Raw genomic sequence first — 15200 nt, 5'->3', positions numbered from 1 at the left:
GTATTGACGAAGCTTCTGGCTACCCGCATAGCTGCCCTGCGCAGAGTCGGGAGCGGTGCCGCAGGGCGCGCGGAACTTGCGGCTTCGAAGCAGTGGGTCGTGGATGGTTGCGCCGCCCGCTTGCGGGTGTCTCGCGCCGCGTATCCGAAAGTGGATGTGATCCTGGGCTTGAGCGATCAGCAGGTCGATCTGAGTGTCGAGGGCGTCGATTCAGAGATGGACGTCCGCTGGACGAATGGAGCCGGCGTTGCTGCCTGCAAAGGACCAGCGGTTAGGTTCGGTCGCTGGACGCTCTAACGGAGCGCTGCGGCCACCGCCTCGTCAATTTGCAACGCGAAGCGCGTTTCGACATCGGACACCGTGTAGCCAATAGACAGCTCCAGATACGCGTCGCCAAGCACCAACTGCACGAATGTCGCTGCGCGCATTGCAGCCGTCGCTTCGTCAAATCTCTTTCGCAGAATCTTCGCGGCGTAGACCCGCACGACCTTCGCTCCGTTTTCATAAAACACCTGGCCGAGTTCCGGAAGACGCTCGGCCTCGGCAACGATGGCCCGGTAAAGCCGCAGATAATCCGGCTCGATCAGGGTTCGTGCCAACACCCATCCCAACTCGCGCAACTCGACTTCGGGTGAGCCATCGGATGGCGCGTCCAGCGCACTGGCAAGAAGTTCACCCACCTGGGCGCACATCGAACTCACCAGACCGACAAAGAGCGCCTCCTTCGACTTGAAGTGGCGGTAGACCGTCTGTTTGCCGACACCGGCGGCTGCGGCGACATCGTCCATCGTTGCGAGGCCAAAACCCTGCCTCAAAAAAACGGCTTTCGCACCGTCGAAGATGGCGGACCGCTTACGGCGTTGCAGCGGGCTCAGAGTGGGAAGAGAGAGCGCATTCATGACAAACAAATAACAGATCACCGCCTCGTTGACAAGACTGACTAGTCTCGTTTAGATTATCGACGAACGAGACTAATCAGTCTCGTTTGAGTGGCACATCAACTCCGCAGGCAATTTCTCGAGGAAAACGCTATGGAACTGTTCATCACGGGTGGTACGGGATATATCGGGCAAGCGGTCGCGCGCAAGGCAATCGGCCGCGGCCACCAGGTGACGGCGCTGGTGCGCGAAGACACGTCGGCGGCCGCGATGGTGCTGGCACGTCTCGGCGTGAAACTCCATGTCGGCGACTTGCGTGAGCCACAGTCTTTCGCTGCAACTGCCGGTGCCGCCGATGGCGTGATGCACATGGCGTCGACCAACGATGCTTCCGCCGCCGCGGCGGACGAGGCCGCGACTGTGGCGATGCTCGCGCATTTGCGTCCGGGTGCGGCGTTTGTTTATACGTCGGGCACCTGGGTCTATGGCAATACGCAGGGCGAGCCCGCGACCGAAGTGACCGCGCCAGGCCCGACTGCACTCGTTGCCTGGCGGCCCGCTGTGGAGCAACGCGTGCTGGCGCTGGCGGCAGGTCGCTCGATTGCCGCGGTGATCCTCAGACCGGCGATGGTGCACGGCTACGGCGGCGGCGTCTTCGGCATGCTTGCCGGCATGGTCCGTCAGACCGGCAGCGTGAGCATCGTCGGCGACGGCCGCAACCACTGGCCGGCCGTGCATGTCGACGATCTCGCCACGGCTTATCTGCGCGCGGTGGAGCGGGCGTCGAGGGGAGATTCAACCGAAGAGTCAAACGGAGACTCAGGCGGAGACGATCGAGTCGCCGGACAGATTTTCAACGTGGTCGCCGAAGATGCCGTCGCCGTTGCCGACATCGGCGAAGCGATTCGAGCCTCGGTCGGCGCCGACCGCGTCGAAATCTGGCCGCTCGACGAGGCGCGCAAATCGCTCGGCCCATTCGCTGATGCGCTGGCGCTCGACCAGACAGTCAGTGGGCGGAAATGCCGGCAGGTTCTTGCGTGGGAACCCCAAGGCCCCGGTCTGATTGCGGACCTGTCTGGACAAAAGCACTTCCAGCAGCGCAACGGAGTATGACGATGTCGTTCAACACTGCATCGCTTGAATCGATTCTCGCGACGATCGTAGCGGTTCTATTCGCCGTTGCCGGGGTGGTCAATCTCGCCGGACGCGGCGCGGTGAAGCGCGACTTTGCACGTTGGGGTTACCCGGCATGGCTTCGTTTGCTCTGCGGCGCCCTGGAACTCCTCAGCGCAGCGCTCCTTGCTGGACAACCAACCCGAGTCCTGGGCCTGACGCTCGCCAGTGCGATCATGATCGGCGCGCTCTTTACATTGCTGCGCAATCGGGAACCGTTCCGGCATCTCGCCCCAGCGCTGATCTTCTCGGCGCTCATTGTGGCGACTGTGGCGGTCCGCGCTTGAACCTGCCTTGTCATCCAGCGAGTGAGCCCTGTCACCGTAATCCATCCCCATATTCGCTGGAGGACAACCAACCCACGCGCTCGCAAGCCGCTCATCCTTCGGCACGCCATGTGCTCCGTGGCCTTTGCTGCCTGCTTGCGCAGGCCCACGTGAAGCAAGGGGAACGCCATGAAAAAGATCGATCGCCCTGATACAGGACTCGCCCTGGCGACCACAAGCACGCGCCGCAGCGGACACGGCGCGCAAAGCGAGCGCCGAAATCCAGTCATCATGCGCATCGCCCTGCTTTGGCACTGAACGCATGGTACGAAGCGCTTACGACGACGATTCGCCCAGCGAGATCCGCTCATGCCGACGCTTGCCCTGATTCTCCTGACGGTTGCGATCACGCTTATCGTCGTGCTGGTGATCGCGAACCTCACGAGCGGCGAGAAGAAGATCGAGCACAAGATCGAGCGGCTGTACGCGAGCAGCAGTCCGCAGTTCATCCGCTCGATGGGGCTGCTGCTCGGGCCGCCCGTGGTCGGCGGCAATCGATTCGCAGTGCTTGTGAACGGCGACGAGATTTTTCCGTCCATGCTGGAGGCTATCCGCTCGGCGCAATCCACGCTCACCTTCGAAAGCTTCATTTACTGGTCCGGAGCGATCGGCGAGGCATTCGCGCGCGCACTGTCCGACAAGGCGCGTGAAGGCGTTGCGGTGCATGTGCTGGTCGACTGGGTCGGCTCGTCGAAGATGGACAGCCGCTATCTGCGGATGCTGCATGAGGCGGGCGTCGAAGTCATCAAGTATCACAAGCCGCACTGGACAGGTCTTGGCCGCATGAACGACCGCACGCACCGCAAGCTGCTCGTGATCGACGGACGCATCGGATTCACGGGCGGCGTGGGCATTGCCGACGAGTGGACCGGGCACGCGCAGGACGAGAAGCACTGGCGCGATACGCACTTTCGCGTCGAAGGTCCGGCGGTCGGGCAAATGCAGGCGGTCTTCATGGACAACTGGGTCAAGTCGACGGGTAACGTGCTGCACGGCGCACCGTACTTCCCGGAACTCGATGCGGCGGGCGACGGCCTCGCGCACATGTTCAGCAGTTCGCCCTCGGGCGGCAGCGACGACATGCAGCTCATGTACCTCATGGCGATCACGGCCGCCACACACTGCATCGACTTGTCGAGCGCGTACTTCGTGCCGGACAAGTTGACGATCAACGCGATCGTGGAGGCAGCCAGGCGCGGCGTGAGGGTGCGCATCATCACGCCCGGCAAGCGCATCGACACCCATACGGTGCGCGAGGCGTCGCGCGCGTGCTGGGGCGGCCTGCTCGCGGCGGGCGTCCAGATGTACGAGTATCAGCCGACGATGTTCCACTGCAAGCTGCTGGTCGTCGACGAGTTTCTGGTGTCGGTCGGCTCGACCAATTTCGACAACCGCTCGTTCAAGCTCAACGACGAAGCCAATCTCAACATCTACGATCGCGACTTCGCGCGTCGGCAGACGGCGATTTTCGACGCCGACATGGCTCGCGCGAAACACATCACACTCGATGACTGGCGCAGACGTCCGCTAGCCGAAAAGCTGCTGGAGCGCGCGGCCGCCCTGCTCGATCCGCAACTTTGACGCGCAGGCCATACCATCATCGGTTGCCGGGGCGCCGCACGCGGTGCGACGCCCCAACCCTCCATTACGCGTGATACGCCGACTCACCGTGCGAACTCACGTCGAGTCCTTCGCGCTCGCCCTCCTGATCGACACGCAGGCCGATCACCATGTCCACGAGCTTGAACGCCACGAACGACACCACGGCCGACCACACCAGCGACGTGCCCACGCCCCAGCACTGCGAGATCAACTGGCTTGCCATGTCGTAGTCGCCCACCTTGTTCGCGACATAGTCGTAGACACCCGTGCCGCCCAGTTTCGGCGATGCGAACACGCCCGTGAGCAGCGCACCCGCGATGCCGCCGATGCAGTGCACGCCGAACACGTCGAGCGAATCGTCCACGCCGAGCATGCGCTTGAGGCCATTCACGCCCCAGTAGCACAGCGCGCCCGCGATGAAGCCCATCACGATCGCGCCCATCGGCCCGACAAAACCGCATGCGGGCGTGATGACCACGAGCCCCGCAATCGCGCCGGACACCGCGCCGAGCATCGAGGGCTTGCCCTTGATCGTCCATTCGACGACGGTCCACGAGACGGTGGCCGCGCAGGTGGCGAGCAAGGTGGTGACGAAGGCTAGCGCCGCCGCACCGTTGGCTTCGAGGTTCGAGCCCACGTTGAAGCCGAACCAGCCCACCCACAGCAGCGAGCCGCCGATCATCGTCATCGTGAGGCTGTGCGGCGCCATATGCTCGCGCCCGTAGCCCACGCGCTTGCCGATCATGACCGCGCCCACCAGCGCCGCAATGCCCGCGTTGATATGCACGACGGTGCCGCCCGCGAAGTCGAGCGCGCCCTTCTGGAACAGGAAGCCCGCCGTGGCGTTGGCTTTTTCCGCGGCGGCGGCGCTCGTGTAGGCGTCCGGGCCGGCCCAGTACCAGACCATGTGCGCGATGGGCAGATAAGAAAACGTGAACCACAGCACCATGAAGGCCAGCACGGCCGAAAACTTCGCGCGCTCGGCGATGCCGCCGATGATGAGCGCGGGCGTAATCGCCGCGAACGTGAGCTGGAACGACACGTAGATGTATTCGGGAACCACCACGCCCTTGCTGAACGTGCTGGCCGTGGTGTCGGGCGTCACGCCCGCGAGAAACAGTTTGCTGAAGCCGCCGAAGAACGCGTTGCCCTCGGTGAACGCGATGCTGTAGCCATACACGGCCCACAATACGCCAAGCAGGCAAAAGATCACGAGCGTTTGCATTAGCACGGAAAGCATGTTTTTCGCGCGCACCATGCCGCCGTAAAAGAGACCGAGACCCGGCGCGGCCATCATCACGACGAGGAGCGTCGCGACGATCATCCAGGCGGTGTCGCCCTTGTTCGGCGTCGGCGCGGCCGCGCCCTGCGCGAGCGCGGGCAGCGAGAGCGCCAGGGCGCCGATCACCGCGAGTAGTTTGCCCAAGCTTTTCATTGCACGATCCTGTAGAAAGGCATCGCGTCAGGCGCGCGCAAGCGGCGCGGCCTTCACGACACGCGTGTGGGATAGAAGTTGGATAACAGTGCATGGCCTGCGCTGCCGGCTTGTCGTGCGCCCGCTTGCGCGTTTCGACGGTGCGCGCGGCAGTCTCCTCGCCCGCGCGCGCCCGGTGCTGCAAATACTGCTTGTTTTACGGCTCGATCAACGCAGGTTCATACCGGGAATCCACGACGTGCCCGCGAGCGGCACGCGCGCCATCGCCGCCGATTCGACCGTCAACGCCACGAGGTCTTCCGGCTCCAGGTGGTGCACGTTCTGCTTGCCGCAAGCGCGCGCGATGGTCGTGAGCTCCATCGTGAGCGTCTTGAGGTAGTTCTTCACGCGGCGCGCGCCCTCTTCCGGCTCCAGCCGCTTTTCGAGCATGGCGTCCTGCGTCGTCACGCCCACCGGACATTTGCCCGTATGGCAGTGATGGCAGAAGCCGGGCGACGTGTTCAGCGCCGCATAGTCGGCAAGCGCCGAATGCAGCGCGCCGTTCTGGTAGTACGTCTCGCTGTTGCAGCCCAGCGCCATCAGCACGCCCTGTCCGATCGCCACCGCGTCCGCGCCCAGCGCGAGCGCTTTCGCCACGTCGGCGCCCGTGCGGATGCCGCCCGAGACGATCAACTGCACCTTGCCCTTCATATTGAGGTCTTCGAGCGCGTCCACCGCCTGACGCACCGCCGCGAGCGTCGGAATGCCCACGTTGTCGATGAAGCAGCTTTGCGTGGCCGCCGTGCCGCCCTGCATGCCGTCGATCACCACCACGTCGGCGCCCGCATGCACGGCGAGCTTCACGTCGTTGAAGGTCCGCGTGGCCGCGACTTTCACGTAGATGGGCTTTTCCCAGTCGGTGATCTCACGCAGTTCCTGAATCTTGATGGCGAGATCATCGGGGCCGGTCCAGTCGGGGTGGCGGCTCGCCGAGCGCTGGTCCACGCCCGCCGGCAGCGTGCGCATCGAGGCCACGCGCGGGTTCACCTTCTGCCCGAGCAGCATGCCGCCGCCGCCCGGCTTCGCGCCCTGGCCGATCACGACTTCGATGGCGTCGGCGCGGCGCACGTCGTCCGGATTGAAGCCGTAGCGCGAAGGCAGGCATTGATAAACCAGCGTCTTCGACGACTGGCGCTCCTCCTGCGTCATGCCGCCGTCGCCGGTGGTGGTCGAGGTGCCCGCCGCCGTGGCTGCGCGCCCGAGCGCCTCTTTCACGTTGGCCGAGAGCGCGCCGAAGCTCATGCCCGCGATCGTCACGGGCGTATCGAGCACGATCGGCTTCTTCGCGAAGCGGGTGCCGAGCACCGTTTGCGAGCTGCACTTCTCGCGATAGCCTTCGAGCGGATAGCGCGAAAGCGAAGCGCCGAGAAACAGCAGATCGTCGAAATGCGGCACGCTCTTTTTCGAGCCCAGACCGCGGATTTCATACAGGCCGCGCTGCGCGGCGGTGTGAATGTAATCGATGGTCTTGCGGTCGAAGGTGCTGGACTCTTCCTGTTGCAGACGCGCGAAATGAACCGGTTTGGTTTCCATGGGGACCTTCTCGATCGTGTTGTTCAGTATTCCTGGTCCGCGTCGGCGTTCCAGTGATAGAGCGTGCGGGCCGAGGCAATGCGGCGGAACTTCGCCGGATCGTGATCGAGTCCCGCGGCTTCGAGCAGTTCGCGCACGGTGCCAATGTCGGCGTCGGTCATGGTCTCGTATTGCGCGTCGGCGCCGAGCGACTTCACTTCGCCGCGCACATACAGCACCGCTTCGTAGAGCGAATCACCGAGCGCGTCGCCCGCGTCGCCGCAGATCACCATGCGGCCCGCCTGCGCCATGAAGGCGGAGAAGCTGCCCACCGAGCCGCCCACCACGATGTCGCCGCCCTTGAGCGAGATGCCGCAGCGCAGGCCCGCGTCGCCGTCGATCACGAGCAGGCCGCCGTGTGCCGAAGCGCCTGCGCCGTTCGAGGCGAAGCCGCGCACATGCACCTTGCCGCTCATCATGTTCTCGCCCACGCCCGTGCCGGCGCTGCCCTCGATCACGATGTCCGCATGCTGGTTCATGCCGCCCGCGTAGTAGCCCGCGTGGCCCTCGACGGTGATCTGCACGTTGGCGTTCACGCCCACTGCAATGTTGTGCGCGCCGTTGGGCGAGGTCACGCTCACGCGCTGGCCGTTCAGTGCCGCGGCGTCGCCGTGCAGGTACTGGTTCAGCTCCCGCACGCCCTTGTTTTCCAGATCGAAAATCACGCCTTCCATACGTACATCTCCTCGGGTGCGGGTTCGAAAACCTTCGCGTTGCGAATATCGGGCAGATGCGCGAGCGAGCGGAACTCGGAGGCGATCGCCACGTAGTCGTCGTTTTCGGCCACGACGGCGGGCTTGCAGGCGAACGGATCGCGGATCAGCGCGAGCTCGTTCGACGTGCCCATCAGGAACGTGTAGAAGCCGTCCAGCTCCTCGAAGCCCTTTTGCAGCGCATCGGGCAGCGAGTCGCCTTCGCGCAGGCGCCATTCGAGAAAGCGGCACGCGGCTTCGGTGTCGTTGTCGGTGTCGAAGTGAATGCCGAGCGGCTCCAGCTTGCGGCGCACGCCGTACGGGTTCGACAGCGAGCCGTTGTGCACGAGGCAAAAGTCCTCGCCCGCCGTGAACGGATGCGCGCGGTCAGGCGTGACCGCCGACTCCGTCGCCATACGCGTGTGCCCCACGAGGTGCGAGCCCTTGAGCTTCGAGAAGTCATAGCGCTCGGCCACTTCGGCGGGCGAGCCGATGTCCTTGTACAGATCGATCGAGCGGCCCGTGGAAAGCAGATAGAGCTTCGGATATTGCTCCTCCAGCCACGCCTTCACGGCTTGTGCATTGCCTTGCAGCGTGAGCACGGCGTGGTTCGCTTTCGCGTCGATGCGCGCGGTGATGTCCATCGCGCGGTTGAGCTGGTCGAGCAGCGTGTGCCACGGAAACTCAGCGCCTTCCTGCGTAAAGCCCGAATAAAGGCTCAGCTTGCGCTGGCTTGCATCCAGTTCCTTGCCGAACACGGCGAGACCCGCCGAGTCCGGACCGCGCTCGGTCATGCCGATCAGCATCGGCACCATCAGTTCGCCGAGCTGCTCGCGTAGCGCCGGTGTTTTCACCAGCAAGCCTACGATTCCGCACATGTCGTTCTCCTTAGAAAAATTCGAGGTAGCTCTTGAGTTCCCAATCGGAAACGTGGCGCATGTATTCGAGCCACTCCATCCGCTTGAGCTTGATGAATTCCTGCGCGACGGGGCCGAGCGCCTCGCAGATGAGCGTGTCCGCTTCGAGCGCGTCGAGCGCCTGTTCGAGGTTTTGCGGCAGCACGGCAATGCCGTTTTCGGCAAGCTTCGCGGGCGACCACTCGTAAAGGTTCTCGTTGGCGGGCGCGCCCGGATCGAGTTCGTTGTCGATGCCGTCGAGCCCCGCCGCGAGCACGGCCGCCGTGGCGAGATACGGATTGCACGAGCCGTCGGGCAGGCGCAGTTCGATGCGCTCGCCGGGCATGCGCACCATGGTCGAGCGGTTGTTGTCGCCATAGCTCACATAGGCGGGCGCCCAGGTCGCGCCGGTGAGCGAGCGGCCCACCACGAGGCGCTTGTACGAGTTCACGGTGGGGTTGCACAGCGCCGTGAGCGCGGGCGCGTGCTTGAGCAGACCCGCCGTGAACTGATAGCCGAGCTTCGAGAGGCCCATGCCGAGCGCGTCGGCGGGGTCGGCAAACAGGTTGCGCTTGCCGTCGCCGATCGAAACGTGCATGTGCATGCCGTTGCCCGGACGGTTCGCGAACGGCTTGGCCATGAACGAGCAGATCATGCCGAGTTCGTTGGCGATTTCCGAGGCGGCCATCTTGAAGAACACGTAGTGATCGCACGAGGTCAGGCAATCGGCGTACGTGTAGTTGATTTCGAACTGGCCGTTGGCGTCTTCGTGGTCGATCTGATAGACGTCGATGCCCACGGCGCGCATGGAGTCGGTGAGGCGTTCGAGAAACACGCGCGTGCGCGACAGGCCCTTGTAGTCGTAGCAAGGCTTGGCGAGCGTATCGCTCGGGTCGCACGGCTCCAGCGTGCCCGAGGCCGAGCGGCGCAGCAGCGAGAACTCCGGCTCGAGACCCGTGAAGAGCGTCCAGCCGCGCTCGGCCACGCGCGCCACCTGGCGCTTGAGCGTCACGCGCGAATCGTGGGCCCACGGTTCGCCATCCACATGGCCGTCGCAGACGATGCGCGCGAGGCCCGGCTGCCACGGCACCGGCGTGAGCGTCGAAAGCTCGCCCACCGCCATGAAGTCCGGGCCGTTCGGCTCGATCCCCACGCCCCAGATCGCGAAGCCCGCGAACCCGGCGCCCGCCTTGAGAACGGTCTTCAGATGCGAGACCGGCACCGACTTGGCCTTCGCCACGCCGTGAATATCGACGAACTGCGCCAACACGTATTTCACGCCCTGCTGGCTGAGCCAGCTCTGCGCGTCGTCCGCCGAGCTGAAGCGCGGCACGCTTCCCAACTCATTGACGGGTAGCTTTGCATCATTGAGATTCATCGTCACTCCTTGCAACTCATCCGGGGTTGAAAGAGCGGTGCGCCCGACTTCACGTCGGTCATCGAGGCGTTTCGGCCCTTGCGGGAACGGGTGGCCGAACCGCGCGCTCGCGCTGCGCACGCGCATAGTCAGTTTTAAAAATTCTCCATGTGCAACTTTATTTCTTCATGTGAAACTTCCTGCGCGCACGTAAGCGCCCCGCCTGCTACGCTTGCGCTTTTAAAACCGAGGCCATCCATGCAAACCGGGGACGACAGCAAAGCACCACTCGAACGCTACCTGGGCGCGGCAATTCGCGAACTGCGCCAGCGTCACGGCCTGACCATTGCCCAGGTCGCCGACCAGGCCGGTATCAGCCGCGGCATGCTCTCGAAGATCGAGAATGCCCAGACTTCGACCGGACTCGACGTTCTGCACCGTATCGCCCAGACACTCGGCGTCTCACTGTCCACGCTCTTTCGCAACTTCGACGTGCCGCAGGGCGGCGCGCAACTCGTCAAGAAAGGCGCGGGCATGGAAGTCGTCCGCAAAGGCACCAAACGCGGCCACACCTACCATCTGCTCGCCTACGACCAGGGACCGCGCAAAGCCTTCGAACCCTTCCTCATCACCCTCGAAGACGAAGCGGAGCGCTTTCCGACCTTCGAACATCCGGGCACCGAGTTCATCCACATGCTCAAGGGCGTGATCGAGTACCGCCACGGCCAGCAAACCTACATCCTCCATCCCGGCGACACCCTCACCTTCCAGGCCGACATTCCTCACGGCCCCGAGCGCCTCATCAAGACGCCCATCCAGTTCCTGTCGATCTTCATCTATCCGCCGGGCACCACCGAATGAGTCGCGGGCCCCTCGATCACCCCTGCGCTACTTCTTATGCAACGTCCGTGCCATGTTTATCGTCATGAATTAAAAATTCCTGCTGATAAACACCTGGCGCGCACGCCAGCCTTCTTCAACCTGCCTTTCCGTTCCGCCCGCTTCCCCGCTTGCCTGCTCACGGTGCGCGGCTTTCCTGCCTGCTGTGCGTGCCCGCACTGAAACGGAACGCCCGCTTACGCCCGAGTATCAGAAACGCTTATGAAAGCGCGGGCGCGAGTTGCGTCAGCGCTGCCAGCGCCCCGCCGACCATGCGTTGCAGCGTGGGCTGCACGGCTTCGGCGCGCTCGACCCGGTACGCGAACGGTGCGTCCTCGCTCATATACGTCGATTGACACATTTCGAGCTGAATCGCGTGGATGCCGCGCTCGGGCGCGCCGTAGTGGCGCGTGATGTAGCCGCCTTTGAAACGGCCGTTCGCCACCGAGGTGAAAGGGCTCGCCTGCATCGCATCGACCGCGGCCTGCTGGACTGCGCCCGCGCAGGTGCGGCCGTCCTGCGTGCCCAGGTTGAGGTCGGGCAGCTTGTTCTCGAACAGGCGTGGCAACACGCTCGCGATCGAATGCGCTTCCCACAGCAGCACGTTCGCGTGCAGCTCGCGCAGCCGCGCCAGCTCGGCCGCGAGCGTGTCGTGCCAGGGCTGCCAGTACTGGGCGACGCGTTCCGCGCGTTGCGCTGCATCCGGTGCGCAACCCGGCTTGTAAACAGGCTCGCCGCGAAAGGTTTCGGCGGGGCACAAGCCCGTGGTGGTCTGGCCCGGATAGAGGCTTTCGTCATTGGGCGGCCGGTTCAGGTCGATCACGTAGCGCGAAACGCGCGCGCCCAGCACCGTTGCGCCCATCTCGCGCGCGAACGCATAGAGGCGGTCGAGATGCCAGTCCGTGTCGGCCACCGTTAGCGCCGTGGGCGTATAGCGATCCTGCAACGCTTCGGGAATGCGTGTGCCCAGATGCGGGATCGACACCAGCAACGGCGCCGTGCCTCGCTCAATGAAAAACAGTTCGTTCATCTGATTGATCCTCCTTGAAGGCGTTGAATCGATGCGCGCCCTAGTGCAGCGCTTCATCGGGCAATTGTGGCAACGCTCGCACGAGCGCGGGACGGATCGATGCGTCGAGCACGCGCCGCGTGAGCGTGACGATTTCCTGCGCGAACGTGTCCCACTCGCCCTGCCGGTGCAGCAGGAAAAAGTCGCGCCGCCCGAGCCGCCCGGAGGGCAGCGGCAGCACGGCGATGTCCGGCAAATACTGGCGCGCCTGCCAGAGGCACAGGGGCGTTGAGATGGCAAAACCCAGCCGCGCCGCCACTAGGCTCAGCAGCGGGTCGGTTGCGTCGAACTCGTAACGGCGCGGGCTGTTGATGCCCAGATGCCGCGCATAGCGCTCGACCTGCTGCCCGATCACCGAGCGCGCGGTGTAGCGGATCATCGGCATTTCCAGCGCGAGCGTGCGCCAGTCGGCGTTGCGGTGCTCGGCCAGCCAGGTGCGCGAGACCACGGCGACAAACGCTTCCGAAAAGAGCGGCACCTCGACGATGCGCGCGTCGTTGAGCGTCGTTTGCGTGCAGACCGCGAGGTCCAGTTCGCGGTCGTGCAATTGCTTGCTCAAGCCCGGCGTCAAGCCCGACCAGAGCGCGATCTGCCGCGCCGAGCCCGACACCGCGCGTATCAGTTCCGGCCCCACGGTCGCGGCGAATGAATCCACGCAGCCAAGGCGCACTGGCAAGGTGCCCGCGTTCGATGCGTCGCCAATGCGCGTGCTGACCATCTGCGCATGCTCCAGCAGCGGGCCGGCCAGTTCGAGCAGCGCACGGCCCGCGACGTTGGGGCGCGGCGGGCGGCTCTCGCGATCGAACAGCACCACGCCCTGGTCGCGTTCGAGCGCCGCAATGGCCTGACTCACCGCGCTCTGGCTCACGCCGAGCTGTTTTGCCGCGCCCGTCATTGAGCCGGTCTCGCACACCGCGAGAAAGGCCTGCAAGGCGTTGAGGTCGATAGGCGCCTGGGTACGTCTCATGAAGGGCTCCGCGGATGTTTGCGCCACTGACTTCGGCCGCCGTTCGCCACGCGCGGCCGGTCTTGCGCACCGGTTTCGTGCTCGCCGCCACCGCGTCGTCTGCGCATGATGCCGCCCTGGGCGGCAAACACGCGGACGATGAGCGATCGCGTTCGTGAACCATAAGTTTGCCTAATACAAAAATACGGTGTGCACGGCAGACGCAGAATTGGCCCCATCGTTCACCACGGGGGCCCCATGAGCCACTTTGACTATGTCGTGATCGGCGCCGGCGTGATCGGCACGTCCGTCGCCCACCATCTCGCCGCGCTCGGCGCGACCAGCGTTCTCGTGCTCGACCAGGGCACGATCGGCGCGGGCACCACCTCGCAGTCCTCGGGGCTGCTGCGCACGCATTACTCGGTGCGCCAGAACGTCGAACTGGCCCGCGCTTCGTGGTGGGCGTTCAATAATTTCGCCGACTATCTCGGCGACGATGAAGCCTCGTGCGGCCTCGTCAAGTGCGGCTACATGATCAGCGCGCCCGAAGGCGACAAGCTCGATCCGCTGGCCGCCTCGTTGCGCGCGCAACAGGACATGGGCATCGAAGTGCAACTGCTCGACCGCCAGGCGGCGCAGGCGCGCCTGCCGATCGCCACCTTCGACGACGCCGCGCTGATCGGCTTCGAACCGGAAGCAGGCTTCGCCGACGCCTACCTGGTGGCGACGAGCTTCGCGCGCTCCGCGCGCCGCCGCGGCGTGAAGATCATGGAGGGCGTGCGCGTGACGGGCCTGATCCGCGAAGGCCGCCGCGTGACGGGCGTGGAAACGACCGCGGGCCGATTCGGCTGCGGCGCGCTCATCAGCACGCAGAACATCTGGACGCCGGAACTCGCGCAATGGATCGGCGTGCCGCTGCCCGTGAAGCCCGAGCGCCACACCGTGCTCGCGCTGGAATGCGAAGCGGCGCCCTACACCTTCGCGATGCCCGCGTTCAAGGATCTCGGCTCGGCGGGCATGCTGTATTTCCGTAGCTACGGCGGCAGCCAGATGCTCGTGTCCGAAGGCGTGGTGGGCGACACGCTCAACGCGCCGGAAACCGAACAAGGTGACATCTCGCTCGACTATGTGGCCGAAGTGGGCGCGCAGGTGGCCGAGCACTTCCCCGCCTACGAAACCGCGGGCCTCGCCTCTTCGTGGACCGGCGTGTACGACGTCACGCCCGACTGGAACCCCGTGCTCGGCAAGGTCACCGACGTGGAAGGGCTCACGGTGGGCTTCGGCTTCTCGGGCCACGGCTTCAAGCTTTCGCCCGGCATCGGCAAGCTGCTCGCGCAACACGCGCTCGGCCTGCCCACCGACGTTTCCCTCGAACCCTACGCGCTCGAACGCTTCGCGAGCGGCGCGCTGCTCACCGGCAAATACGGCCTGGGCGCGGTGTCCTGACGGTAGCGCGTGAAGCGCTTTCGCATGCGAGAAGGAGAAAAAACGATGACTATCCGAAATCTGGCGCCCGCCGCGCGCGTGACCGGCATGATCGAAGCGCACACGCTCGCTACGGGGCAACGCGCATGAACGCCCGCCTGCCCGCTCTTTGCGCCGACGCCGCCGAGCTTTACGCCGTGCGTCTCATCGACGGCGCGCGGGTGCCCGCCGAGCCTTGGGCCAACGGCGGCGGCACGACGCGCACGCTCGCTCGCGGACGCGAGCAGAATGGCGCCGCGCCGTGGCGCGTGAGCGTCGCGACGCTCGACGGCCCGGCGAAGTTCTCGCAGTTTCCGGGCTACGATCGCACGCTGCTGCCCATCGACGACGGCGCAATCGATCTGCATTCGCAAGACGGCCAGTTGCTCGCGCGCGCGGGCCAGCCGGTGCACTTCTCGGGCGACCTGCATGTGTGGGTGAACCTGCCAGCGCGGCCCGTGAACGTGCTCAACGTCATGTGCAAGCGCGGCGCGTTTCGCGCGCGGGTGAGCGTCGCGGCGCACTCGCTGCGCGTGACGCCCGCCGCCACGCATCTGCTCGTGAGTCTTGCCGGGCAGTGGAATGTGGAAAGCGCGCTGCTGCGCGGCGTGACGTTGCCGCCGCTCAACGCGCTGTGGATCAGCGGCCGGCCCGAGGAGCTCGCACTGCGCCCTTCCGGGCCCGGCGCGCAGTTGGCCTCGATCGCCATCGAGGCGGTTGCGGGCGAAGCGACAGCGGGGCATCGTCGATGACGCAGCAGAGCGAGGCGCTCGTCGCGCAGTACGGTCCACGCGAGTCGATGGAATACGACGTGGTGATCGTGGGCGGCGGCCCGGCCGGGCTTTCCGCCGCAATCCGCCTGAAACAGCTGG

Annotated in this window: 16 protein-coding genes; 8 read left to right on the top strand and 8 right to left on the bottom strand. The window is 65.1% G+C overall.

Annotated features, from left to right (window positions below; all coding sequences use genetic code 11):
- Positions 1 to 293: 293 nt before the first annotated feature.
- Positions 294 to 920, bottom strand: a complete 627-nt coding sequence (locus tag C7402_RS45415) for a TetR/AcrR family transcriptional regulator (RefSeq protein WP_244315114.1) — start codon at positions 918 to 920, stop codon at positions 294 to 296.
- 111 nt (positions 921 to 1031) lie between these two features.
- Between C7402_RS45415 and C7402_RS45410 the strand changes: the two genes are divergently transcribed.
- From C7402_RS45410 to cls, 4 genes are all read left to right on the top strand, one after another.
- The gene (locus C7402_RS45410) at positions 1032 to 1991 is read left to right on the top strand and encodes an NAD-dependent epimerase/dehydratase family protein (RefSeq protein ID WP_116615216.1); all 960 of its coding nucleotides are present in this window, start codon (positions 1032 to 1034) and stop codon (positions 1989 to 1991) included.
- Between the two features lie 2 nt (positions 1992 to 1993).
- Entirely contained in the window at positions 1994 to 2338 is a 345-nt protein-coding gene (locus C7402_RS45405; protein WP_244315113.1) for a DoxX family protein, read from the top strand.
- Positions 2339 to 2506: 168 nt separating this feature from the next.
- Entirely contained in the window at positions 2507 to 2635 is a 129-nt protein-coding gene (locus C7402_RS48135) for a hypothetical protein (RefSeq protein WP_258397315.1), read from the top strand.
- A 51-nt stretch (positions 2636 to 2686) separates the two neighbouring features.
- Positions 2687 to 3958 carry a cardiolipin synthase gene (gene cls, locus C7402_RS45400; RefSeq protein ID WP_116615214.1) on the top strand — a complete coding sequence of 424 codons (1272 nt, stop codon included), beginning with the start codon at positions 2687 to 2689 and terminating at the stop codon, positions 3956 to 3958.
- A gap of 64 nt (positions 3959 to 4022) precedes the next feature.
- On the opposite strand, the gene C7402_RS45395 is transcribed toward cls, so the two are convergent.
- The 5 genes from C7402_RS45395 to glnT form a co-directional block, all read right to left on the bottom strand.
- Positions 4023 to 5414: an ammonium transporter gene (locus C7402_RS45395; RefSeq protein WP_112175607.1), complete on the bottom strand. Its 1392-nt coding sequence runs from the start codon at positions 5412 to 5414 to the stop codon at positions 4023 to 4025.
- Between the two features lie 207 nt (positions 5415 to 5621).
- Complete coding sequence (locus C7402_RS45390; protein WP_112175605.1) at positions 5622 to 6986, bottom strand: FMN-binding glutamate synthase family protein; 1365 nt, start codon at positions 6984 to 6986, stop codon at positions 5622 to 5624.
- A gap of 23 nt (positions 6987 to 7009) precedes the next feature.
- Positions 7010 to 7699: a GltB/FmdC/FwdC-like GXGXG domain-containing protein gene (locus C7402_RS45385; protein WP_116615213.1), complete on the bottom strand. Its 690-nt coding sequence runs from the start codon at positions 7697 to 7699 to the stop codon at positions 7010 to 7012.
- Complete coding sequence (locus tag C7402_RS45380; protein ID WP_116615212.1) at positions 7687 to 8595, bottom strand: class II glutamine amidotransferase; 909 nt, start codon at positions 8593 to 8595, stop codon at positions 7687 to 7689. The genes C7402_RS45385 and C7402_RS45380 overlap by 13 nt, the downstream gene beginning before the upstream one ends.
- A gap of 10 nt (positions 8596 to 8605) precedes the next feature.
- Entirely contained in the window at positions 8606 to 9991 is a 1386-nt protein-coding gene (glnT, locus tag C7402_RS45375) for a type III glutamate--ammonia ligase (RefSeq protein ID WP_116615211.1), read from the bottom strand.
- Positions 9992 to 10228: 237 nt separating this feature from the next.
- Between glnT and C7402_RS45370 the strand changes: the two genes are divergently transcribed.
- The gene (locus C7402_RS45370; RefSeq protein ID WP_112175597.1) at positions 10229 to 10831 is read left to right on the top strand and encodes a helix-turn-helix domain-containing protein; all 603 of its coding nucleotides are present in this window, start codon (positions 10229 to 10231) and stop codon (positions 10829 to 10831) included.
- Positions 10832 to 11069: 238 nt separating this feature from the next.
- Here the strand turns inward: C7402_RS45370 and hutG are convergent, their stop codons facing one another.
- Both hutG and C7402_RS45360 read right to left on the bottom strand, forming a co-directional pair.
- Positions 11070 to 11879, bottom strand: a complete 810-nt coding sequence (gene hutG, locus C7402_RS45365; protein WP_116615210.1) for an N-formylglutamate deformylase — start codon at positions 11877 to 11879, stop codon at positions 11070 to 11072.
- Between the two features lie 40 nt (positions 11880 to 11919).
- On the bottom strand, positions 11920 to 12885 hold the full coding sequence (locus tag C7402_RS45360; protein WP_116615209.1) for a LysR family transcriptional regulator: 966 nt from the start codon (positions 12883 to 12885) through the stop codon (positions 11920 to 11922).
- 237 nt (positions 12886 to 13122) lie between these two features.
- Here C7402_RS45360 and C7402_RS45355 point away from each other — a divergent pair, with 237 nt between their 5' ends.
- From C7402_RS45355 to C7402_RS45345, 3 genes are all read left to right on the top strand, one after another.
- The gene (locus C7402_RS45355; RefSeq protein ID WP_116615208.1) at positions 13123 to 14310 is read left to right on the top strand and encodes an NAD(P)/FAD-dependent oxidoreductase; all 1188 of its coding nucleotides are present in this window, start codon (positions 13123 to 13125) and stop codon (positions 14308 to 14310) included.
- A gap of 125 nt (positions 14311 to 14435) precedes the next feature.
- Complete coding sequence (locus C7402_RS45350) at positions 14436 to 15080, top strand: HutD/Ves family protein (RefSeq protein WP_116615207.1); 645 nt, start codon at positions 14436 to 14438, stop codon at positions 15078 to 15080.
- On the top strand, positions 15077 to 15200 hold a 124-nt coding region (locus C7402_RS45345; protein ID WP_116615206.1), incomplete at its 3' end, for an FAD-binding protein. The genes C7402_RS45350 and C7402_RS45345, both read left to right, overlap by 4 nt.

The sequence above is a fragment of the Paraburkholderia unamae genome (assembly GCF_003096875.1).
GTDB lineage: Bacteria > Pseudomonadota > Gammaproteobacteria > Burkholderiales > Burkholderiaceae > Paraburkholderia > Paraburkholderia unamae.
This window is presented reverse-complemented; position numbering and strand designations above follow the sequence as displayed.

Excerpts from the sequence above, each read along its gene's own strand:
- C7402_RS45410 (WP_116615216.1), top strand. The coding sequence starts at position 1,032 with ATGGAACTGTTCATCACGGGTGGTACGGGATATATCGGGCAAGCGGTC.
- C7402_RS45405 (WP_244315113.1), top strand. The coding sequence starts at position 1,994 with ATGTCGTTCAACACTGCATCGCTTGAATCGATTCTCGCGACGATCGTA.
- C7402_RS48135 (WP_258397315.1), top strand. The coding sequence starts at position 2,507 with ATGAAAAAGATCGATCGCCCTGATACAGGACTCGCCCTGGCGACCACA.
- cls (WP_116615214.1), top strand. The coding sequence starts at position 2,687 with ATGCCGACGCTTGCCCTGATTCTCCTGACGGTTGCGATCACGCTTATC.
- C7402_RS45395 (WP_112175607.1), bottom strand. The coding sequence starts at position 5,414 with ATGAAAAGCTTGGGCAAACTACTCGCGGTGATCGGCGCCCTGGCGCTC.
- C7402_RS45390 (WP_112175605.1), bottom strand. The coding sequence starts at position 6,986 with ATGGAAACCAAACCGGTTCATTTCGCGCGTCTGCAACAGGAAGAGTCC.
- C7402_RS45385 (WP_116615213.1), bottom strand. The coding sequence starts at position 7,699 with ATGGAAGGCGTGATTTTCGATCTGGAAAACAAGGGCGTGCGGGAGCTG.
- C7402_RS45380 (WP_116615212.1), bottom strand. The coding sequence starts at position 8,595 with ATGTGCGGAATCGTAGGCTTGCTGGTGAAAACACCGGCGCTACGCGAG.
- glnT (WP_116615211.1), bottom strand. The coding sequence starts at position 9,991 with ATGAATCTCAATGATGCAAAGCTACCCGTCAATGAGTTGGGAAGCGTG.
- C7402_RS45370 (WP_112175597.1), top strand. The coding sequence starts at position 10,229 with ATGCAAACCGGGGACGACAGCAAAGCACCACTCGAACGCTACCTGGGC.
- hutG (WP_116615210.1), bottom strand. The coding sequence starts at position 11,879 with ATGAACGAACTGTTTTTCATTGAGCGAGGCACGGCGCCGTTGCTGGTG.
- C7402_RS45360 (WP_116615209.1), bottom strand. The coding sequence starts at position 12,885 with ATGAGACGTACCCAGGCGCCTATCGACCTCAACGCCTTGCAGGCCTTT.
- C7402_RS45355 (WP_116615208.1), top strand. The coding sequence starts at position 13,123 with ATGAGCCACTTTGACTATGTCGTGATCGGCGCCGGCGTGATCGGCACG.
- C7402_RS45350 (WP_116615207.1), top strand. The coding sequence starts at position 14,436 with ATGAACGCCCGCCTGCCCGCTCTTTGCGCCGACGCCGCCGAGCTTTAC.